The organism is Pseudomonas iridis (assembly GCF_017980685.1).
In the GTDB taxonomy this organism is placed as follows: domain Bacteria; phylum Pseudomonadota; class Gammaproteobacteria; order Pseudomonadales; family Pseudomonadaceae; genus Aquipseudomonas; species Aquipseudomonas iridis.
Genome location: NZ_JACXXO010000018.1, coordinates 1 through 21093, shown reverse-complemented (window position 1 = coordinate 21093; position 21093 = coordinate 1). Strand labels below are relative to the sequence as shown.

Here is a 21093-nt window from a genome sequence, read left to right as displayed (position 1 = left end):
AATGCAAACCTTGAACACCACGCTGCTGATCATTGGCGGCGGCCCCGGCGGCTACATCACGGCGATTCGCGCCGGGCAACTGGGCATTCAGACCATTCTGGTCGAAGGCCAATCGCTGGGCGGCACTTGCTTGAACATCGGCTGCATCCCGTCGAAAGCGCTTATCCACGTGGCTGAGCAGTTTCATCAGACCCAGCAGCACAACCAGCATTCGGCACTGGGTATCAGCGTTGCGGCGCCGACCCTCGATATCAGCAAAAGCGTCGAGTGGAAGGACGGCATTGTTGATCGCCTGACCACCGGCGTCGCCGCATTGCTGAAGAAGAACAAGATTCAAGTCATCAACGGCTGGGCCAAAGTCATCGACGGCAAAACCGTTGAAGTCGGCGACACGCGCATTCAGTGCGAGCATCTGGTGCTGGCCACCGGTTCGACCAGTGTCAACCTGCCGATCCTGCCGATTGGCGGACCGATCATCTCCTCCACCGAAGCGCTGGCGCCGAAAAGCGTACCGAAACGTCTCGTCGTGGTCGGCGGTGGTTATATCGGTCTGGAGCTGGGCATTGCCTATCGCAAGCTTGGCGCTGAAGTCAGCGTGGTCGAGGCGCAGGAGCGCATTCTGCCGGCCTATGACGCTGAGCTGACGCAACCGGTGCATGAAGCGCTGAAGCAACTGGGCGTGAAACTGTATCTGAACCACAGCGTGCTGGGTTTCGACGGTACCTTGCAGGTGCGCGATCCAAACGGCGACACCCTGAATCTGGAAACGGATCAGGTGCTGGTGGCCGTCGGTCGCAAACCGAATACGCAAGGCTGGAACCTCGAAGCACTGAATCTGGACATGAACGGCTCGGCGATCAAGATCGACAGCCGCTGCCAGACCAGCATGCGCAATGTCTACGCTATCGGCGACCTCAGCGGAGAGCCGATGCTGGCCCACCGCGCCATGGCGCAAGGCGAGATGGTTGCCGAGCTGATCAGCGGCAAAAACCGCGAATTCAACCCGACCGCCATCGCTGCCGTGTGCTTTACCGACCCGGAACTGGTGGTGGTCGGCAAGACGCCGGACGAGGCCAAAACTGCCGGGCTCGACTGCATCGTTTCCAGCTTCCCGTTCGCCGCCAATGGCCGCGCAATGACCCTGGAGTCGAAAACCGGCTTCGTGCGGGTGGTTGCGCGTCGCGACAATCATCTGATTGTCGGTTGGCAGGCGGTGGGTGTCGGGGTTTCGGAGTTGTCCACGGCGTTCGCGCAGAGCCTGGAAATGGGCGCGCGGCTGGAAGACATCGGCGGCACCATTCATGCGCATCCGACCTTGGGTGAAGCGGTGCAGGAAGCGGCATTGCGTGCTTTGGGGCATGCGTTGCATCTGTAATTCAGGACTTTTGCGGATGGCCATGAAGGCCCCTTCGCGAGCAGGCTCGCTCCCACATTTGAAATGGGTTCCACCTGTGGGAGCGAGCCTGCTCGCGAATTCCTGAGGGCAACACGAATTATCTGTCTGTCATCCGATAGTCCGGGCTGCGAAACCGCTCAAGAATGAAGTATTGTTGTGCCCATCCAAAAAACGTCAGAAGCCTTGAACCGTTTCGACGGTTGTTCAGTGATAGAGGGTGTCATGGGTAACGAAAGCATCAATTGGGACAAGCTGGGTTTTGACTACATCAAGACCGACAAGCGCTATCTGTCGTACTTTCGCGATGGCGAGTGGGACAAAGGCACCCTGACCGAAGACAACGTGCTGCACATCAGCGAAGGCTCGACTGCCCTTCACTATGGTCAGCAGTGCTTCGAAGGCATGAAGGCCTATCGTTGCAAGGACGGTTCGATCAACCTGTTCCGCCCGGACCAGAACGCCCTGCGCATGCAACGCAGCTGCGCGCGTCTGCTGATGCCGATGGTCGAAACCGAGCAGTTCATCGAAGCCTGCAAAGAAGTGGTTCGTGCCAACGAGCGTTTCATTCCGCCATACGGCACCGGCGGCGCGCTGTACCTGCGTCCGTTCGTGATCGGCGTGGGTGACAACATCGGCGTGCGCACCGCGCCCGAGTTCATCTTCTCGATCTTCTGCATCCCGGTCGGCGCCTACTTCAAGGGCGGCCTGACCCCGCACAACTTCCAGATTTCCAGCTACGACCGCGCCGCCCCACAAGGCACCGGCGCAGCCAAGGTCGGCGGCAACTACGCGGCCAGCCTGATGCCGGGCTCGAAAGCCAAGAAAGCCAACTTCGCTGACGCGATCTATCTGGACCCGATGACCCACACCAAAATCGAAGAAGTCGGCTCGGCCAACTTCTTCGGGATCACCCACGACAACAAGTTCGTGACCCCGAGCTCACCATCGGTACTGCCGGGCATCACCCGTCTGTCGCTGATCGAGCTGGCGAAAACGCGTCTGGGCCTGGAAGTGGTTGAAGGCGATGTGCTGATCGACAAACTGGCGGACTTCAAGGAAGCCGGCGCCTGCGGCACTGCGGCGGTGATCACCCCGATCGGCGGCATCAGCTACAACGACCATCTGCATGTGTTCCACAGCGAAACCGAAGTCGGCCCGGTGACCCAGAAGCTCTATAAAGAGCTGACTGGCGTGCAAACCGGCGACATCGAAGCGCCAGCGGGCTGGATCGTCAAGGTTTGATCTGACGGTTGCTGATGTTCAAAAGCCCCCACCGGGAAACTGGTGGGGGCTTTTTATTTAAAGCGAGATCAAAAGATCGTCCGATCGCGGCCCGAGCCTTCGGCAGCTCCTACAGTGACTCAGTATGCTTGGGACATTTGTGTATCGGGTGTTCACGCTTCCGTGTAGGAGCTGCCGAAGGCTGCGATCTTTTGATCTTTTACTTAAGCGCAATCCGTTTCCCGGAACGCCCGGCAATCCCGCTCGCCTGCCCATTCTGCTGCTTGCCCATCCGCGCCTGAGTGATCAGCCTGGGAATCAATTCCCCCTCCGGCAGATTTTTCCAGAACCGCACCGGCAAATGGCCCTGCATCACTTTCGGGTTCAGCCGCGCCGGGTTGAAGATGTGGCTGTAATAGGTCAACCAGAGATCGCCATGCGGATCGTCGACGTTCTGCGCCATTTGCTGCCACTCCACCGGGCATTGGCGCTCATGGATCAGTTGTTCGCCATCGAAATAAACGCCATCACGCGGGGTCGCGATCAGCCAACGGTGCCGGCCCATGCGCGCGACGAAATGCTCGCTGGCGCTGTGCAGGATGTCGTGCGCCGGTTCGTGCCACGCCACATATTGCGGGCCGGGCAAATCCGTCGGCCGCTCGATGAAGCGCACGAAAGCATGCAGGTGGTGGGATTCGCGGCGTACTTGCTTGATCCGCCGCTGTAACTCGCTGCCCAGCTTGTCCCCAGCCATCATCGCCGTGCGATCGCCGTGGCTGACCCGCCACAACACTTCGTACAAGAGGCTCCAGCGCTGGTCGCCACGATATTGTGCGGCTTGCCCAAGCGTATCGAGCAATGCACGCGGAATTCGCGCCTGAAACGGCCCCTGCCCTTCGGGTACCTGATGATCACTGGCGAACAGATCACTGACGCCCTCGCTGGCCCAGCTCACCACGCTCGGGTCGACTTCATGGCTAAGCAGCCAGCGTGCCTGCTGGCGCCAGGTATCGAACAGGTCGTCGCAATCGAGATTGATCATCCCCACAACCCCATCTGCTGCGGCATCGGCCGGTCGCGCAATTGCTGATAGAGCAATTGACTGGTGACCTCGGCCTGCTGCGGGTGGTAATCGCTGGTGATGATGAACGGCTTGGCCTTGGCCAGCACACAGCGCATGCGCGCCACATCTTCGTAACGGATGCGCCGCTGCCGGCGCAGCTCCACCAGACGTTCCGTGGTGCGCAGGCCAATCCCGGGAATGCGCGCGATCAACGAGGGTTCGGCGCTGTTCAGATCCAGCGGGAATACCTCGCGATTCTGCAGCGCCCACGCCAGTTTCGGGTCGATGTCCAACGCCAGGTTTCCCGGCCCCTTGAGCAACTCGCCGGCGCTGTAGCCGTAGCTGCGCAACAGAAAATCAGCCTGATACAAGCGGTGCTCGCGCATCAGCGGCGGTGCAGCCAGTGGCACGCTTTTCGGGCTGTCGGGGATCGGACTGAACGCCGAGTAGTAGACCCGGCGCAGCCGGAAGTTACCGTACAAGGCCTGGGCGCCATGGAGGATGGTGCTGTCGTCGGTGTCATCGGCGCCGACAATCATCTGCGTGCTTTGTCCAGCCGGTGCGAACTTTGGCGCACGAGGCTCGTTGAGTACGGTCTGCTCGCCGGTGTAGATGGTCTGCATCGCTTGCTTGATCGAACCGATGTGTTTCTCCGGCGCGAGGATCTGCAGGCTGGCATCGGTCGGCAGCTCGATGTTGACGCTCAGGCGATCAGCGTAGCGCCCGGCCTCCGCGATCAATGCAGGGTCGGCTTCGGGAATGGTCTTGAGGTGGATGTAGCCGCGAAACTCGTGCTCTTCGCGGAGCAATTTGGCCACTCGAACCAGCTGCTCCATGGTGTAGTCCGCCGAGCGGATAATCCCCGAGCTGAGAAACAGCCCGCTGACGCAGTTACGGCGGTAGAAGTCCATGGTCAGCGCCACGACTTCCTCGGGCGTGAAACGCGCGCGAGGCACATCACTGGAACGGCGGTTGACGCAGTATTGGCAATCGTAGAGGCAGAAATTGGTCAGCAGGATTTTCAGCAGCGAGACGCAGCGCCCGTCCGGCGTGTAGCTGTGGCAAATGCCCATGCCATTGGTCGAGCCCAGACCACTCTTGCCCTCGGAACTGCGCTTGGGCGCGCCGCTGCTGGCGCAGGAGGCGTCGTACTTGGCGGCGTCGGCGAGAATGCTGAGCTTGTCGATAATTTGCATGGCACGGGCCCTTTACTGGTTGCATATACAGTATAGGGTCGACCTGTCAGGTTCAAGGTGAAAAAGTGCCCTTCGTCGGTAGATCAAAACATCGCACTACACGTGATCACCGCTCCCTGTAGGAGCTGCCGAAGGCTGCAATCTGTTGATCTGACTGTTCTCAATCGTCAACGCGATACCAAACTTCGCACGAATTTCCTTGCGCCCCACCGCCGTCAACGCCAACGCCCGACTGTCCAGATCCTGCGTCACCCACTTGCGCTTGAGCGCTGCTTGCAGCAACGCCGCTCCCAGTGACCCGTCAAGATGTGGCCGGCGCATGCTCCAGTCCAGGCACGGGCAGGCAAATTTGCGCCGCAGTGCATTCAAGTCCTCGACCTCAATGCCCAAGCCCGAAAACAGCGCCTCACCGTTGTCGCTCAAGCAATACGCCTGCTCGTCGGTTGCCACCAACCACCCCGCTTCGAGCAAGCGGTCGTGCAGCATCACCGCCAGTGTCCCGGCCATATGGTCGTAGCACGTGCGGGCGAATTGCAGGCGATCCGGTGTGTGTGGCCTGAAGGTTGGCGCGGCGTTCTGGCTGATCACCATCAACGCTTCCAGCGCCTGTGCGACGCGTTTGTCGGCGAGGCTGTAATACCGATGGCGACCTTGAACATGCAGACGCACCAGCGCCAGATCCTTGAGTTTGGCCAGGTGCGCACTGGCGGTGGAGGCGCTGACTTCAGCAACGGCTGCCAGCTCGGTGCTGGTGCGAGCGTGGCCGTCCATCAGCGAGCAGAGGATTTTCGTCCGCGCCGGCTCGGCGATGGCAGCGGCCACCTGCGAGACGCCGATGTCTTGATGTTCTGCGTGCATATTTCGCTCCCCGACGAATCATCGCCGTTACGGACTGCAGATAGTAGCAACACTTTCCTCATCGACAAGGCTGCGAACCATGGACCCGATCATCGCTGCAACTCATGCCGATCCCTACCCCTACTACGCAACACTACGCAGCATGGGCGGACTGACCTTTGATCCCGAACTGAGACTGTGGGTCGCCAGCAGCGCTCGCGCCGTCTGCGCGGTATTGGCTCATGCCGACTGCCGGGTGCGCCCGGCGATGGAGCCGGTGCCCAAAGCGATTGCCCGGGGCATGGCCGGCAAGGTCTTCGGCCACCTGATGCGGATGAACGACGGCGAACGCCAGCGCTGCCCACGATCGGCGTTTGAACCGGCACTGGGGTTGATCGATCAGAACGAAGTCGACGCCCGAGTAAGCGCACGGTTGATGACCACCGATGCCGATGGCCTATATAACGCCATGTTCTGCGGCCCGGTGTGCGTGGTCGCGGCACTGCTCGGCTTTACCCCGGCACAGGCGCGGACGATCAGCGCGCTAACAGCCGATTTCGCGGCGTGCCTGTCGCCGTTGAGCAACGAATTGCAACTGGCGGCGGCCGACATCGCGGCGCAAAAATTACACGGCCACTTCACTGAGTTGCTGGCAGAGCCTGATGTGCACAGCGCATTACTTGCGGACATCGGGCAGCGCTTTGACGGCGATGAGGACATCCTCATCGCCAATCTGATCGGCCTGTGCTCGCAGACATTCGAGGCCTGCGCCGGACTGATCGGCAATGCGCTGCTGGCGTTGCGGCGCCAACCTGACCTACGGGAAGCGCCGATGGAGGCGCTGCTGGCGGAGGTCCAGCGCTTCGACCCGTCGGTGCAGAACACACGGCGTTTTGTCGCTGCCGCTTGCGACATCGACGGTGTGCGCCTGGAGGCCGGCGAAGTGATTCTTGTACTGCTCGCTGCGGCCAATCGTGATCCGGCGCTCAATGAAGATCCGGACCAGTTTCTCTGGGATCGCCCGAATCGGCGCAGTTTCAGTTTTGGCAGCGGGCGGCATCAATGTCCGGGACAAGCATTGGCGATGAGCATTGCCAGTGCGACGGTGCGGGAAGTTCTGAATCATGGCATTGAACTGGATCGCCTGAACTGGCACTACCGGCCTTCGCTCAATGGCCGCATTCCACTGTTCAGTCTGAGAGACCACACTGGGTCTGCGTCGTGCGCAAATTCTCTGTAGGAGCTGTCGAGTGAAACGAGGCTGCGATCCTTTGATCTGGTTTTCAAAAATCAGGATCAAAAGATCGCAGCGTGCCGCAGCTCCTACAGGCGGCGCATTCCAATTCAAGCACTGCCGAAGCCTGCAGTCCTTTGATCTTTACCGGCTCGCACCCAACAACTGCTCGCGCAACTCGGGGTTGCGCGTACGCGGGTCCAGCCAGATATCAAAAAACGCCCGGGCAAAACGGGGATCATTTATCTCGTGCTGCAACTGCTGGCCAACAAAAAATCGTGCGCCCTGTCCCGGCAGATAGACCCCGGTGATACGCGTGCCAGCCTGCACATCGATGAACGATTGCCGCATCTGAACCTGCCAGGCGGCAAGTTGTGCAGGACTGATCGTATTGCCGGCCAGACGTTTGATTTCATCGACGCTGGCCTGCACCAGATCGTCCCGGGAAATGCTGCGCTGGTAGATAAGCTCCAAAGCGAACGGCTGGCCGTCCGCCAACGGACGCGAAGCGCTCCATAAACGCGCGTTGTACACGTCGAAGCCGAACACGCTGAATTCGCCGCGGCCAATGATTTGCGCGCCCGGCACCGCCTCCTGCCAATTGGCCCAGGCCGGCGTGACAAGCAAAGCCCAAAGGCCAATGCCGCAGCATCCACGCCATATCTTCAGTGTTCTGTTCATCGCTGCATCGACTCCGGCAGTGGCCCTGATAATCAAAGCATAGCCGGATATCAGACCAAAAATCTTGTATACAAGAATTGCACGCATCTGCAGCAATGTACGTACAGCAATGCTACCGTGGCCCTCTCTCACTGACGGAGACACCCGCGTGCTGATCCTCAAACTGCTGCTGATTCCCGGTTTTCTGCTGCTGATCTCATTGGCCGGCAAGCGCTGGGGGCCAAGTGTGGCCGGTTGGCTGTCGGGTTTGCCGGTGGTGGTCGGGCCGATTCTGTTTTTCCTGGCGATCGAACAAGGGCCACAATTTGCCGCGCAGTCAGCAGTGGCCGCATTGTCGGCGATGTTCGCCATGATCGCCTTCTGCATCACGTACGCGCAGGTCGCGCAAAAGGCGAACTGGCCGTGGGCGCTGAGCGCTTCGCTGGCGGTCTGGGCAACGCTGGCGTTGGTCTTGTCGCTGATCCCGGCGTCGCTGCCGTTTTCTATTGGGGCGGCGGCAGTTGCTTTATTGGCGGCGCCCTACCTGTTTCCCAAGGTGCAACCGGTGCTCAATCGCTCGGCGCCAAAGTCGGACAAACTGATCTGGCGGATGGTCGCCGGTGCGGCGTTGACGCTGCTGGTGACGATGCTGGCCAGCACCGTCGGCGAACGCTGGAGCGGATTACTGGCAGTCTTCCCGGTGCTCGGCAGTGTCATGGCGGTGTTTTCCCAACAGACCCGCGGCCCCGAGTTTACTGCGGCGTTGTTGCGCGCGACGGCGACCGGGATGTACTCGTTTTCGGCGTTTTGTCTGGTGTCAGCGCTGACCTTGCCAAGCCTGGGCTTCAGCGGATTTGCTATTGGCGTGGCCGTGTCGGTGGCCATGCTTGGCGTCACGCGCAAACTGCTGGCCAAACCGGCAGCGCAGCCGCAAGCCTGACGAGACGTGCTGGAGTGCCGAGGCGCTGCGTGGGATGATCGCCCGCCTGGCATGACCACTTCCCGGAGATTCGAATGACATTGTTGAGCAAGAAAGCCGTCGTCCTGTTGCTGGCGGCGGTTGCCGGTCTCGGCGCCATCAACGCTCAGGCCGCCAAGGCAAAGGAAAAAACTTCCACCGAGAAGGTTTCGATGCTGGGCGGCAAATTCGCTTTCACCCTGCCCAAAGACTTCGTTGCCGAACCGCTGCCGGCCAGCCCGACCGGTGCCACGGGCACGATGTACACCAACCAGACCAGCAAAACCGTGGTCATCGCCGCAGAAAACCAGATTCCCGAAGGCAACAACGTCAAGGACAACGACAGCGAGTTCCTGGACGGCAGCGTGTCGGATTTCATCGAAGCCCAGCGCAAAGCGCTACCGGACTTCAACAAACTCAGCGAAAAAAGCCTGACCCAGAAAGGCACTGGCCTGGGCTTGCGTCAGGTCGACAGCACCGCCAGCCAGGGCGGCGGCCAAACCCTCAACACGACGTTGATGGCGGGTTCCGGGACACGCATGGCGCTGGTTCAGGTGATCTCCCGGGTCAGCGACAAGAAAGGTCACGATGCGCTGGTGAAGACCATCCTCAAGGATTGAGCTGCTGCAACCAGGCGTTCAAGTCCCGCAGTTCGGCCGCACTGATGCTGTGGCCGACGCCGGGATACGCGTGAAACTGCGGTTTATAATCCAGTTTCTGCAGTAATGCATTGGCCTCAGTACCGAGGTGATACGGCACTGGATCATCGGCCGTGCCGTGACCGATGAAGATGCTCAGCGGCAGCGGTTGTTGCCCGGTCTTCAGCTCTGCCTTCAACACCGGCAATAAACGCCCGCTCAACGCCGCAATACCGCCCACCGCTACGGGTGGTCGCAGGCCCACCTCGTAGGTCATCATCGCGCCCTGGCTGAAGCCGATCAGGTACACCTTGTCCGGGGCAGCGTGATATTTCTTCGCCGCTTGCGCGACAAAATCCCGAAGCTTCTGGCCGCTGACCTTCAGGTCATCGGTCTCGCCGTTGTAGGCACCTTCGCCTTTCTTGCGAAACCACTGGAAACGCCCTTCGCCCAACGCCAGCGGTGCCCGCACCGAGAGGTAGTTGTACTGCGCCGGCAGCTGAAATTTCATGCCGATCAGATCGGCTTCATTGCTGCCGTAACCGTGCAGGAAAATCACCAACGGACGTGGATCGGCGTCAGGGTGAACCTGTTCGATGTACTTGAGCGGCAGATCGGATTGCAGTGTGGTTTGAGCATGAGCGGCGGTGGACGCCAGGAGGGTCAGCAGAGCAAACGCCTTCAACATAAGTCTTCCTTCACCGGGTGCAGGGTTCGGGGGAGCCTAACATCCTGAAGCGAGGATCCAAATGTTGTGGTGCCGCGGATGCCGCCATCGCTGGCAAGCCAGCTCCCACAGGTTTTGTGAACGCCCCAGAACATTGTGGGTGCTGGCTTGCCAGCGATGAGGCCAGCAAATACAGCAAAGATCGGTCAGTCGTTAGTCAATTTACCCGTGCGAAACGGCACCCGCCCCGCCACTTTCGCTTGCCAGATCCCCGGCTCGGTGTAACGCCCGCGATCAATCGCAAACAACACTCCGCTGGTTCCTGCACGCACGGTGGTGACGCGATCTTTCAATGGATCCACCACCTCGAACAACGCATCGCCCTTCTCTACCCACTCGCCCGCCGAGCGCAGAAAACTCACCACACCATGGTGCGGCGCGAAGAGGTATTCGGTGCCTTCGAATGGCATGCCTTCGCAGCACTCGCCTGGCGCCGCCGGCCACTCACCGCTGATGAAACCCTGCTCCGCCAGAAACCCGAGAATCGCTTCGCAATTGGCCTGCGCCTGATCGACCCGGGTGTCGCCCATGCTGCCCAGCTCCAGCGTGGTCGCAAGGTTGGCCGCTGGAATTGCCGCGTCCGGGAAGGCTCGTGCCAGACGTAGCCACGGCGTCGAGCAGGATTCATCGAACGAGCTGCCGCCGGAGTCTTCACACAGCAACGCCACGCCAGCCTTCAAGCGCGCCGCCAATGACTGCCACTGCGGCCAGTGCTGGGGCAACGCATACAGGTGGATTGAGGCTTCGAAATCACAATGCAAATCGAGGGTGATATCGGCATCGCAAGCGTGGCGCAGTAACAAACGATGCAGGGCTTCCAGTTGCGAGGCCGGAGCCGGCAGATCATCGAAGACCTGGCGCATGGTCTGGCGGATCAGCGCGATATTGGCGTCGGCATCAGAACCCAAGCGCTCGCCGATCAACGCTGCCACCGGCGCACTGAGTTCGACGAACGCACGGTTGAAGTTCTTGCCGCTACCCAATTCGAAGCGGCCCATGTGATTGCCTTGCAGATGCTGATCGAGCCCGATCGGGTTAGCCACCGGCACCAGTTCAATCACACCTTGCAAACGACCCTGCGCTTCAAGTGCACTCAGGCGCTGCTTGAGTTCCCACGCGGTGCGCATGCCCGGCAGTTCATCGGCGTGCAGGCTGGCCTGGATGTATACCTTGCGGGCACCCGCGCCGTAACGGAACACGCTGAGGGAACGTTCGCTGCCCAAGTGGCTCCAGGGCAGAAGATGGTCGATGCGTTGCATAAGAAAACTCCGCGAACTCTGTAGGAGCTTCCGCAGGCTGCGGCAGCTCCTACATTGGAAAGGTGTTGTGCAGGATAAATCATGGGCATAAAAAAGTGGCCACCGCGCAAACGGGGCCACTTTTTCTACGGCGTATTAATGGCCGTACACGTCAAAGTCGAAGTACTTGTCCTGCACTTTCTTGTACTCGCCGTTGGCGCGGATTTCGGTGATGGCTTTGTTGAACTGCTCAGCCAGGGCCGCATCGCCCTTGCGCACTGCAATCCCGGCGCCGCCGCCGAAGTATTTGGCGTCTTCGTAGGTCGGACCGACAAATTCGAAGCCTTTACCCGCGTCGGTTTTCAGGAAACCGTCGCTGAGGTTGACCGAGTCGGCCAGCATGGCATCCAGACGACCAGACGTCATATCGAGGTTGGCTTCCTGCTGCGAGCCGTATCGCACCAGATCGATCCCGGCCGGGACCAGCACTTCGGTGGCGAAACGGTCGTGGGTACTGGCGCGCAGTACACCGACTTTCTTGCCTTTGAGCTGGGTCAGCGGATCGGTGACACTGGAGCCTGTCTTCATCACGAAGCGGGCCGGTGTGTGGTAGTACTTGATGGTGAAATCGACGTTTTTCTTGCGATCGTCAGTGATGGTCATCGAGGACAGGATCGCGTCGATTTTCTTCACTTTCAGCGCCGGGATCAGGCCATCGAATTCCTGCTCGACCCAAGTGCATTTGACTTTCATCTGCTCACACAGCGCATCGCCGATATCCACGTCGAAACCGGTGAGTTTGCCGTCAGGGGTTTTCATCGAGAACGGCGGGTAACCGGCTTCGATACCGATGCGGATCGGTTTGGCGTCTTCGGCCACAGCGGTCAGGGACAACATCGACAGTGCCAGGGCACCAAACATCACTAGCTTCTTCATTTATTACTCCTGTGTGCGGAGGCTTTTATTGGCAGCTTTCGATTCAGCGTTCGGTCATGGCCATACAGCGGCAAAAAACCGAAGTGGTCGGCAGTCTATGGCGGCGCGCACAGGGCAAATTGTTTTTAAGCGACAATTACTTACAGAACTCCGGCGCACTGATTGACCGGGGTCAACAGGTGCGCCGTCGTGGTGCAAAGACTGTAGGACAAGAGCATTTCCAGCGCAGAAATACGCTGATTTCCATGTAGGAGCTGCCGGAGGCTGCGATCTTTTGATCTGGTTTTTTAACCGCAAGATCAAGAGATCACAGCCTGCGGCAGCTCCTACAATAGGATCAGCATTCGCAGCCGATTGCAGTTTTGGCGGCTTGCTCAGCGCTTAATTGAAAACCTTCATCGAGCCAACCCGTCACGCCACCGATCATCTCCTTGACCGGGTACCCCAGCGCCGCCAGTTTCACGGCAGCCTTGTTTGCGCCATTGCAATGCGGGCCGGCGCAATAGACCACAAACAGCGTGGTTTTCGGGTAGCCCGCCAAACTTTCAACGGTCAGCCGCCGCGTTGGAATATTGATCGCGCCCGGTACATGACCGCGCTCGAAGGCTACTGGTCCGCGAACATCGACCAGCACAAAGTCGACCGCACCGGCCTCAAGGCTGCTGAACACGTCGGAACAATCGGTTTCGAACGTCAGACGATTGCTGAAATGCATGAGGGCGATGGCCGACGGGGCGGCAGGGATTTCGCGAACCAGGCTGGTCATAAGGTGTTGCTCCTTCATCTGAGTGGGTGTGAACAGACTTTATCCAGCCAACGCTTATCGCTAAAGTGGCGCGCAAGACACCCACCGGGAATTTTCCGCCAAATGCCTACTTCACCAGGTTTGGTCGCGATTCTGGCCTACGACGGCCTCTGCACATTCGAGTTCGGCATTGCCGTGGAGATCTTCGGGCTGGCCCGGCCGGAGTTCGACTTTGCGTGGTACGAGCATGCAATTGCGGCGGTCGATCAAGGCCCGATGCGCGCCATGGGCGGGATTCAGGTGCTGGCTGACGGAGGGTTGGAGTTGCTGGCCGAGGCCCGCACCATCATCATCCCCGGCTGGCGCGACCGGAATACTTCAGTGCCTCCACCGTTAATCGACGCACTGCGCCAGGCCCATGCCCGCGGTGCGAGATTGCTGTCGATTTGCTCAGGTGTGTTTGTGCTGGCTGCCACCGGCCTGCTCGACGGCAATGGCGCCACCACTCATTGGCGTTACACAGCGGAACTGGCGCAGCGCTTTCCAGCAATTGCAGTCGACCCGGATGTGCTCTACGTCGACTCCGGCCAGTTGATCACTTCGGCAGGCAGCGCGGCCGGCATCGACGCGTGCCTGCATCTGGTGGCGCGCGACTTTGGCACTCAGGTTGCCAATTTCGTGGCACGGCGACTGGTGATGTCGCCGCAGCGTACCGGTGGTCAGGCGCAATTCATTCCGACCCCCGTCAGCCAGACGCCGCGCAACGATCTGTCACGCGTGATGCAATGGGCGCGCGAGCGCTTGCACGAGCCGTTGGAGGTGCGCGACCTGGCGAGTGAAGCGGCGATGAGCGAGCGCACGTTTTTGCGGCGCTTTACTGAGGCCAGCGGTCAGTCGCCCAAGGCGTGGTTGCAGCATGAGCGATTGGCGCGGGCGCGGGAGTTGCTGGAGAGCACTGACCAATACACCGAGCAGATTGCCGAGCGCTGCGGTTATCGGTCGGTGGAGAGTTTTCGCGTGGCGTTTAGGGGTGTGGTGGGTGTGCCGCCGTCGGTGTATCGGGAGCGGTTTGGGCGGGGTGTCAAAACCATTTCCTGAGTTGAAGTTGAAGCCGCCTTCGCGAGCAGGCTCGCTCCCAGAGGGGGTTACGCATTTCAAGAGTGGGAGCGAGCCTGCTCGCGAAAGCGTCCGGTAAAACGCAGCATCATTTCGGCATCAGCCAAGAGGCTACAGCGCCTTGCGCCTTTGCCTACAACTACGCCAGAATCCGCCGGCTTGTGCGGCTTGAGGGTCACCGGTAACTTGGTTCGCGTCACTGAATGTTCAGTGATCGGGTTTAGTCGCTCGGTGTTATCTCAAGTTCGCAAGCTGTTATTCAGTCTGGCATTTCCATGCCTGCACTCAATGGCGGCTGTGCGCAGGGCGCTTTCGAGCGCGCCGGTAATGCTTGGGATGCCGGTCGACTAACCTGCGTATAGCTGCCACCTAATGTTTAGTCGCAGAACGGTGTCAGCCTCATTGAGGTTTCCCAGCATATGTTCAAAATAACGCCAAATCCGCCCGAAACAGATGCGGAACTTGATCCAAATCCAGCATCCCCCTATTCCACGCCAGGCTCCAGAAAACTCCACGAAGCCGCCGAACGCGCCCTCGATCACTATCTGAAACCCACGCCCCCAGCGCCACCGCGCAAACCCAGCACCATGTTCCTCGTTGACCCGAACACAGGCACCGAAGACCTCATGGCCCACGCCTGCGAATCCATGGCCTCGGCCAGCGTCATGCTGAGCGACTTCGCCGCCCTGCTCGACTCGCCCTACCGCAATACCGTCCTCGGCATCCAGCAAGTGGTCATGCTCGGCGAACTCGCGGTGAACCGCGCCCTCGACAAACTCGACCCCGCCCTGAGGCAATGACCATGACCAAACAATCAGATGCAAAGGTCGTCGCAGCCTTGGTGGCCATGGGATTCAACGAAAGAGAAGGACGCTGGGCACAAGATGCCTGTCTGGTGCTATTCGAAAGCGAACGAGAAACCATCGTCGCCTCCGCCGTCACCGCCCTCGCCCAACTCGATGAGCTGGAGGTCGACGCCTTGCTGCCTGCACTGCACCGCGTGGCACGCCGCTTCCCATCACTGCAAAGGACCGTGGCTGACACATTGGCCGAGATGGCGCATGGGGCCTGATTAACCGCGTGATCGCTCTTCGCGAGCAAGCTCACTCCCACAGTGGATCTGCGGTGTACTCAATTGCCATGATCCACCGCAATCAACTGTAGGAGTGAGCCTGCTCGCGATAGCGTTCTTTCTGCGATCGATTATCCGAAAGCCAAACCTCAGGAAGGCTTAAACCATGAAGGAACATCACCCCGGCTTCCAACGTTTCTCAAGTGTCTGGGATGCACTGGAAGACACGCCGCAGGACGCCGCCCGTATGCGTCTTCGGGCCAGACTGATGCGCACGCTTTGCGAGAATTCGATAGTGAAAACTTCCTCAAAAGAAGCGGCCAAACACGTGGACATTACCCAGCCACGGCTCAAAGATGTACCCAATGGCGAAATCGACACAGTATCTTCGGGCGAGTTGGCGTACCTGGCGATGCATAAAGCCTAAATCTTTACACTTGTAACAAAGGTCGTAATTTCAGACCCTTCCTACATCTATCAAACATCCATTCATTTAGCGTCCGCGTCGTTTCCTGACGATAGAACAAGGACGCTCAATGGCGCGTAAGACAGATAGACCTTGGGTTCAAAACCCACCGGCCGGTGACGGCCACCACATTACTAGCCGTTACATGACCGGTAGCGAGTTGGCAGAACGGGAAGCCAGACAAGCAGCCTATGACAACATGCTTGCCAGACAACAAGCTTACGAAAATAGCCTCATCAAACAAGCACAACAGCGTATTCCTGATGCAAAAGGTTGTGTGTTCGCTAAAAGCTGCCAACTTCCGAATGGTGTAATCAACCATGTCAGTACCACCGGTTTTATTCCGGTAGAGAGGTTGGCTGATTTTGGAGAATTGTCTCTGTTGGGTGGTCGCGAACGAGATACTGCTGGAAACATCCCACTGAAGAAGGTGGGGGGGCGCAATTTTCCCGCCGCGGCAGGAACGCTTTTTTTAGGTACGACCACCAATGTAAGCCTAGGCACAACTGCGGTGAGTGGTGCAGGTGCAGGTGCAGTGACGGGAGGTGTTGCCGCTGGCGCATTGCTCGGCATGGTTGCTCTGCTTTGGCCGTCGAGTTTGGGCGACAGCTCGCTGTATACAGAAGAACAACTTAAATCGCTTGAGGTAGGTCGCACTCGTGTCCGATTGCTTTTAGAACAACAGGCCGACGGCATCTTGAAAGGATATGGGTACAACACCCAGACGCGCAGCGATTGGGAAATGATTCCAGTCGTACAGTTCGTGAAGCAAGGCACCCAGCAAGTCGCAGATTTCGGCAATGGGACAACACTGATTTGGACACCCGCCGTAGACCCCACCAGTACATCGGGAATTCCACCGCTGGAGAGCGCACCACAAATACCCCAGATCTGGATTTACCCGCCGACCGAGCAAGCAGACAAGATCATCGTCAACCCGGTTTATCCGCCTGATTACCGAGATTTCATCCTCGTTTTTCCTGCTGACTCTGGGGTCCCGCCCCTGTATGTTGTGATTTCAAGGCCCGCTCTCGGCGGCGATATCAAATACCACAGACCTCCCGCGATACTTCCCGCATTCCCGGATGCCTTTCCCGTCAAATCCAAAAGCAGTGTTCAAGGTGGCGGCGGCAGACGCAGCCGATGGAAAGATAGAAAAGGTCGCATCTATGAATGGGACAGTAAAACCGGTGCAATTGAGCTTTATAACAAGCAAGGCAAGCATCTAGGCGAGTTTAACCACGAGACCGGGGAACAAATCGATCCCGCAGACCCTGAAAGATCAACCCCTAAGTAAACTGGAGGCTACAGATGTTTTTATGGATTAGCGGTTTTTTAAAAGGTGACGACGAAGACGACGCCTTAAGATACGAGTTTACAGTCGGGCCGGAGTTTGAGCCTGCAGTCTTGGCTGCAATGGGTTGGAAAGGACTTGATGAAAGTCCCGACGGTGAATGGTTGCTGACACCCGGGCAAGCTCAACAAATCGGCATGGCGGTTAACGAGCAGTTGCCATCGGGACTCGATCTTTTTATTGGTGTTAGGGGTTAACTTCGCCTATGAGCCTCATCTACCAAGATCCATCGATAGACCACGATGAGGCCATAAAACTTCTTGCCAGCGGCACCGATGCAAACGTGGTGGCTGCGCTCGTTTCCATTGGCTTAAATGAAACCGACAGACACTGGGCTCAGAGCATCTGCCTTAAATACCTGACCAGCAAAACCGAAACGATTGTGGCCTCTGCGGCTACGGCGCTCGGACACATCCCTCGCAGACATGGCGAACTGGATACTGAAACAATTTTTGCGACACTCGAATCAGTCAAGCAGACGCATCCTTCGCTGCAAGGGATCATTGAAGACACGCTCGACGATATAGACGTATTCACCTGATCAACTCTGATGGCATTTGGATGAAGTAACGAACCTCATCCAAATCAGCGCCCACAATCTCAATCCTCCCGCGTCAAAACCTCCAACAGTTCAATCTCGAACACCAGATTCGAATTCGGCGGAATTTTGCCCATGGTCCGTTCCCCGTACCCCAGATGCGCCGGCACCAACAGTTTGCGTTTACCGCCCACCTGCATGCCCATCAGCCCCTGATCCCAGCCCTTGATCACGCGGCCGGTGCCGATCACACACTGAAAAGGTTTGCCACGGCTGTAGGAAGAGTCGAACTCGGTGCCGTCTTCCAGCCAGCCGGTGTATTGGGTGGTGATCAGCGCGCCTTTGACGGCGGCTTTGCCCTCGCCCGGTTGCAGGTCGATGATTTGTAGTTCGTTCGTCATGGCTGTTTCACTCAGTCGGGATGGCCCGGTCGGGGCACGGACGGCGTTTTTCGCAGAATTCGTTGCCGATGGCAATGCACGGAACCGAAACACGCCGCGCTGCTCACATGTGTATCGACATCGTATTTAGCCAAGGAAGCTCTGATGACCGACTCACAATCGCCGCGCAGTTTTATTCCGCCGTACATCCTCAATCGCATCATCGCCCACGGTTCGGAGCCGCAACGGACAGCGGCGATGCGCACCCTCAATCATGTGCGCAGCCTGTTGCCCAACCCCGGCGCGCTCTTGCGCCGGGAAACTCGCGCCATTCTTGCGCCATTGAGCAAACCCGGTATCGCTCAGCGCAGCGTGCATGATGCGCAAAACAAAATGCTGCTGCCCGGGATTGAGGTACGTGTGGAAGGACAGGCGGCAACAGGCGATCCGGCGGTCGACGAAGCTTATGATGCGCTGGGTGCCAGCTATGATTTCTTCTGGAAGGTGTTGGGTCGGGACTCGATCGACAACAACGGGTTTGCCCTGATCGGCAGCGTGCACTACGGTCAAGGCTACGAGAACGCTTTCTGGAACGGCGCTCAAATGGTGTTCGGTGACGGTGATGGGGAAATTTTCCAGCGTTTCACTCGCTCGCTCGACGTCATCGCCCACGAACTGGCCCATGGTGTGACGGAAAGCGAGGCCGGTCTGATTTACGCGAACCAATCGGGTGCACTCAACGAATCACTGTCGGATGTGTTCGGCGTGTTGACCAAGCAATATTCGCTTAGCCACACGGCGGAACAGGCTGACTGGCTGATCGGCGCCGATCTGCTGATGCCACAAATCCACGGAAAGGGGCTACGCTCGATGTCGCATCCCGGCACCGCGTATGACGACCCGCTGTTGGGCAAGGATCCGCAACCGGATCACATGCGCAAGTTCGTCATTACCACCGAAGACAATGGTGGCGTGCATATCAACTCAGGGATTCCCAACCGCGCGTTCTATCTGGCGGCGCGGGCATTGGGCGGCTTCGCTTGGGAGAAAGCCGGGCGGATCTGGTACGACACGCTGTGCGACAAACGCTTGAGTCAGGACGCAACGTTTGAGGCATTCGCCGGGTTGACGGTCGAAAACGCTGGCAAACGCTTCAGTGCCAGAGAGGTGACTGCGGTGCGTGAGGCCTGGGCTCAGGTCGGTATCGAATTGGTCGTGGAGGTCGTATGAAAGTTCTGCCCGAGTTAGGTGACGATTCCGTAGTGCGGGTATCCCGTCAGGGTGGCGTGGCGGCCATTCATAGCCTGAGCCGCCCCCGTGAAATCGAATTCGCTCAATGCGATATCAGCGAACGCACACGGATCTGCTCGGTATTGGAGGGGTGTCTGCCGCTGGACAGTGCCGAAACCGGGCGCGCAGACCAACGCTTCTATCAGATAGAAGTGCGCTACCCGTCCGGGGAAATGGTGCTGAAAGTGCCGGAGGATCAGGCGCCGGGAGATCTGGTGCATCTTTGGGACAAGGGGCAGTTGTTGTAAAGCGTCATGTGCTTTATTGAAACAGGACTGACCGCACGTACATGCAGCGATCAGCCCCACGGCTAACTGAAATCCTGTACCTCAGCCGCTCCTACCGGCACCGTTGTGCACGACTCCAGAATCCACAACAAGCATCACGCCAAATAACGCCGCAGATTGGCATTGGAACCATGAGAACTGCATAACATGATTTTATTATCTGCGGTCACTACAGACGCCCGGACCACGGCTGACGGTTTTTCAGTGTACACAACCCAGCCTTCAGCACCGAATGATGTGTCCAGTGTACCGTCCAGCAGATACCGTGCCGTTATTGTCATGCCAAACTTGTCGTCCTCAAGAGTTGTGGCAGGTCCCGAGACAATAATCGCGACAGCGTTACCCGACTGATCTCTTTGCACTCCACAAGTTGACCATTTCTCACCAAAGTCGAAGAGAGTGGTATATAGCAAACTGCCACCGTTAAAGCCTTTGTCAAACGTGCCATCTGCAGTAAGCACAGCAATTATCCCGTCTGTAATTTGACCCGGAAGAACCAAACGGTCTCCCACCAGCACAATTCCACCTGCCGTGTTGGACGCAGACAACAATTCCATCGCAGAGAAAGTAAGTGTTGCTTCGTCATTCGTCACGGGCAAAATACCGGTCCCACTCCCTCCGAACGACGTATCTATCTGACCATCCTCTGTGTAGCGAACAGCAAAAGCACCTCGACTTTTCTCGGTACCGTTTGTGCCACAGGCAAGGATCTTCCCATCCCCTTGAACCGCAATCGCATTAACTATTTGCGGTTTGAATTTCGGCGTTCCCACTTCTACGTGCACATAACCTCGGCCGTTGAATGATTCATCCAACTCGCCATTCAGCTTAAGTCGGATCAAAATGCTTTTATAAGAAGTATCATGCGTACCGTAAGTGCAGGCCAGGAGCGTCTTTCCGTCCGATTGCTGAGCGGGTAAAATCTCTGCTGGATCTATGAGTCTATCATGTGCAGTGAGGCTCTCCCGATCAATTACAATTTCGATGCCAAGGGCATTTTTGGGATCGAGAAGCTCTTGCAAGTTGATGAAAACTGTACCGTTCTTGCCAAACGTTGAATCCAGCTGGCCGTCCTCAAGATGACGCACCACACTAAATTCTCTTATAGATGTAGGGTCTTTGCGAGTAACTCCTACAACCACCGACCCACCATTTAACGCTCCAACCAGTTTAACTGGCAGACGCCCGGTTCCCATCGGGATTTCAGCATATCCATCTTGTCCATAGGAGCGATCGCGGGTGCCGTCCTCATTTAACCGCGCCAATTTTGCATGGCCGCCAATGTCGGTTCCAACTCCCACCAGAAGTTTTTTATCTTTAAGTGCAATCAATGCTTGAGAGGGAAGGCCGAGGAGTTCATTTGAAGGAATGGGTAGCAGACCACCCGTAGCAAAGGCAAGGTCGAGGTCGCCTGATGACAAAGTAATTGATTGATTCATGACCGTTGCTCCATCTCGGTAGGTGATAAAAGCCCTGTCTGGGCATCACCAATGAAGCATGTGTTTTCAACCGACACACCTGTCAGAAATGACAGTCTTACAATCATTTCAAGCCAAATAACTGTCTTCCCGAGCCATAGATGCGTTTTGGTTATTATCTGCGCCCGCCTTGCAACTTAGGGAAACTCTGAAAAAGGCTTCCAGATTTGGTGAAATACCCGCCTCACAGGAATCGAACGGTTGAGTCCCGATGAAACAGATGTCCTTCGCCGATGCTGAGTACGCCGGCAAACGTAAGCAGA

At 58.0% G+C, this 21093-nt stretch carries 25 protein-coding genes; 14 read left to right on the top strand and 11 right to left on the bottom strand.

What is annotated here, in order from left to right; genetic code table 11:
• Position 1 precedes the first annotated feature (1 nt).
• Both lpdA and IEQ42_RS22850 read left to right on the top strand, forming a co-directional pair.
• Positions 2 to 1375 (top strand): dihydrolipoyl dehydrogenase, encoded by a 1374-nt coding sequence (gene lpdA, locus IEQ42_RS22855; protein ID WP_210705376.1) that lies wholly within the window; start codon positions 2 to 4, stop codon positions 1373 to 1375.
• A 243-nt stretch (positions 1376 to 1618) separates the two neighbouring features.
• Positions 1619 to 2638, top strand: coding sequence for a branched-chain amino acid aminotransferase (locus tag IEQ42_RS22850; protein ID WP_042559687.1), 1020 nt, complete (start codon positions 1619 to 1621; stop codon positions 2636 to 2638).
• Positions 2639 to 2837: 199 nt separating this feature from the next.
• Here IEQ42_RS22850 and IEQ42_RS22845 read toward each other — a convergent pair whose 3' ends face one another.
• The 3 genes from IEQ42_RS22845 to IEQ42_RS22835 all read right to left on the bottom strand — a co-directional run bounded on the left by IEQ42_RS22845 (position 2838) and on the right by IEQ42_RS22835 (position 5734).
• Complete coding sequence (locus IEQ42_RS22845; RefSeq protein WP_210705375.1) at positions 2838 to 3659, bottom strand: TIGR03915 family putative DNA repair protein; 822 nt, start codon at positions 3657 to 3659, stop codon at positions 2838 to 2840.
• On the bottom strand, positions 3656 to 4876 hold the full coding sequence (locus tag IEQ42_RS22840) for a putative DNA modification/repair radical SAM protein (protein WP_042559689.1): 1221 nt from the start codon (positions 4874 to 4876) through the stop codon (positions 3656 to 3658). The genes IEQ42_RS22845 and IEQ42_RS22840 overlap by 4 nt, the downstream gene beginning before the upstream one ends.
• 96 nt (positions 4877 to 4972) lie before the next feature.
• Positions 4973 to 5734 (bottom strand): ArsR/SmtB family transcription factor, encoded by a 762-nt coding sequence (locus tag IEQ42_RS22835; RefSeq protein WP_210705374.1) that lies wholly within the window; start codon positions 5732 to 5734, stop codon positions 4973 to 4975.
• A 79-nt stretch (positions 5735 to 5813) separates the two neighbouring features.
• On the opposite strand from IEQ42_RS22835, the gene IEQ42_RS22830 reads away from it, so the two are divergent.
• Complete coding sequence (locus IEQ42_RS22830; RefSeq protein ID WP_210705372.1) at positions 5814 to 6953, top strand: cytochrome P450; 1140 nt, start codon at positions 5814 to 5816, stop codon at positions 6951 to 6953.
• A gap of 138 nt (positions 6954 to 7091) precedes the next feature.
• Here IEQ42_RS22830 and IEQ42_RS22825 read toward each other — a convergent pair whose 3' ends face one another.
• Positions 7092 to 7628, bottom strand: coding sequence for a chalcone isomerase family protein (locus IEQ42_RS22825; RefSeq protein WP_210705450.1), 537 nt, complete (start codon positions 7626 to 7628; stop codon positions 7092 to 7094).
• Positions 7629 to 7776: 148 nt separating this feature from the next.
• Between IEQ42_RS22825 and IEQ42_RS22820 the strand changes: the two genes are divergently transcribed.
• The gene (locus tag IEQ42_RS22820) at positions 7777 to 8547 is read left to right on the top strand and encodes a hypothetical protein (RefSeq protein WP_210705370.1); all 771 of its coding nucleotides are present in this window, start codon (positions 7777 to 7779) and stop codon (positions 8545 to 8547) included.
• 74 nt (positions 8548 to 8621) lie between these two features.
• Positions 8622 to 9185, top strand: a complete 564-nt coding sequence (locus IEQ42_RS22815) for a DcrB/PsbP domain-containing protein (RefSeq protein WP_210705369.1) — start codon at positions 8622 to 8624, stop codon at positions 9183 to 9185.
• Here IEQ42_RS22815 and IEQ42_RS22810 read toward each other — a convergent pair.
• From IEQ42_RS22810 to IEQ42_RS22795, 4 genes are all read right to left on the bottom strand, one after another.
• Positions 9175 to 9891, bottom strand: a complete 717-nt coding sequence (locus IEQ42_RS22810) for an alpha/beta hydrolase (RefSeq protein ID WP_210705368.1) — start codon at positions 9889 to 9891, stop codon at positions 9175 to 9177. The genes IEQ42_RS22815 and IEQ42_RS22810 overlap by 11 nt on opposite strands.
• A 185-nt stretch (positions 9892 to 10076) precedes the next feature.
• Complete coding sequence (locus IEQ42_RS22805) at positions 10077 to 11189, bottom strand: succinylglutamate desuccinylase/aspartoacylase family protein (protein ID WP_210705367.1); 1113 nt, start codon at positions 11187 to 11189, stop codon at positions 10077 to 10079.
• Positions 11190 to 11324: 135 nt separating this feature from the next.
• Positions 11325 to 12104: an ABC transporter substrate-binding protein gene (locus IEQ42_RS22800; protein WP_042559700.1), complete on the bottom strand. Its 780-nt coding sequence runs from the start codon at positions 12102 to 12104 to the stop codon at positions 11325 to 11327.
• 337 nt (positions 12105 to 12441) lie between these two features.
• Positions 12442 to 12870, bottom strand: coding sequence for a rhodanese-like domain-containing protein (locus IEQ42_RS22795; protein WP_210705366.1), 429 nt, complete (start codon positions 12868 to 12870; stop codon positions 12442 to 12444).
• Between the two features lie 102 nt (positions 12871 to 12972).
• On the opposite strand from IEQ42_RS22795, the gene ftrA reads away from it, so the two are divergent.
• From ftrA to IEQ42_RS22760, 7 genes are all read left to right on the top strand, one after another.
• Positions 12973 to 13947, top strand: coding sequence for a transcriptional regulator FtrA (ftrA, locus tag IEQ42_RS22790; protein WP_210705365.1), 975 nt, complete (start codon positions 12973 to 12975; stop codon positions 13945 to 13947).
• A 437-nt stretch (positions 13948 to 14384) separates the two neighbouring features.
• On the top strand, positions 14385 to 14765 hold the full coding sequence (locus IEQ42_RS22785) for a DUF6124 family protein (RefSeq protein ID WP_210705364.1): 381 nt from the start codon (positions 14385 to 14387) through the stop codon (positions 14763 to 14765).
• Between the two features lie 2 nt (positions 14766 to 14767).
• Positions 14768 to 15037 carry a hypothetical protein gene (locus IEQ42_RS22780; RefSeq protein WP_210705362.1) on the top strand — a complete coding sequence of 90 codons (270 nt, stop codon included), beginning with the start codon at positions 14768 to 14770 and terminating at the stop codon, positions 15035 to 15037.
• A gap of 166 nt (positions 15038 to 15203) precedes the next feature.
• On the top strand, positions 15204 to 15464 hold the full coding sequence (locus IEQ42_RS22775) for an XRE family transcriptional regulator (protein WP_210705360.1): 261 nt from the start codon (positions 15204 to 15206) through the stop codon (positions 15462 to 15464).
• A gap of 109 nt (positions 15465 to 15573) precedes the next feature.
• A complete protein-coding gene (locus tag IEQ42_RS22770) occupies positions 15574 to 16800 on the top strand; it encodes a colicin E3/pyocin S6 family cytotoxin (protein ID WP_210705358.1) in 1227 nt (408 codons plus the stop codon).
• Positions 16801 to 16814: 14 nt separating this feature from the next.
• Complete coding sequence (locus IEQ42_RS22765; RefSeq protein WP_210705356.1) at positions 16815 to 17054, top strand: pyocin S6 family toxin immunity protein; 240 nt, start codon at positions 16815 to 16817, stop codon at positions 17052 to 17054.
• A gap of 8 nt (positions 17055 to 17062) precedes the next feature.
• Entirely contained in the window at positions 17063 to 17398 is a 336-nt protein-coding gene (locus IEQ42_RS22760; protein WP_210705354.1) for a hypothetical protein, read from the top strand.
• Positions 17399 to 17457: 59 nt separating this feature from the next.
• Here the strand turns inward: IEQ42_RS22760 and IEQ42_RS22755 are convergent, their stop codons facing one another.
• A complete protein-coding gene (locus IEQ42_RS22755; RefSeq protein ID WP_210624988.1) occupies positions 17458 to 17796 on the bottom strand; it encodes an FKBP-type peptidyl-prolyl cis-trans isomerase in 339 nt (112 codons plus the stop codon).
• A gap of 144 nt (positions 17797 to 17940) precedes the next feature.
• On the opposite strand from IEQ42_RS22755, the gene IEQ42_RS22750 reads away from it, so the two are divergent.
• Both IEQ42_RS22750 and IEQ42_RS22745 read left to right on the top strand, forming a co-directional pair.
• Positions 17941 to 19005 carry a M4 family metallopeptidase gene (locus IEQ42_RS22750; RefSeq protein WP_210705352.1) on the top strand — a complete coding sequence of 355 codons (1065 nt, stop codon included), beginning with the start codon at positions 17941 to 17943 and terminating at the stop codon, positions 19003 to 19005.
• Positions 19002 to 19313 carry a protealysin inhibitor emfourin gene (locus IEQ42_RS22745; protein WP_115146799.1) on the top strand — a complete coding sequence of 104 codons (312 nt, stop codon included), beginning with the start codon at positions 19002 to 19004 and terminating at the stop codon, positions 19311 to 19313. Before IEQ42_RS22750 ends, IEQ42_RS22745 begins: the two co-directional genes overlap by 4 nt.
• Before the next feature lie 134 nt (positions 19314 to 19447).
• On the opposite strand, the gene IEQ42_RS22740 is transcribed toward IEQ42_RS22745, so the two are convergent.
• Positions 19448 to 20791, bottom strand: coding sequence for an NHL repeat-containing protein (locus tag IEQ42_RS22740; protein WP_210705351.1), 1344 nt, complete (start codon positions 20789 to 20791; stop codon positions 19448 to 19450).
• 108 nt (positions 20792 to 20899) lie between these two features.
• On the bottom strand, positions 20900 to 21093 hold a 194-nt coding region (locus IEQ42_RS22735), incomplete at its 5' end, for a hypothetical protein (RefSeq protein WP_210705350.1).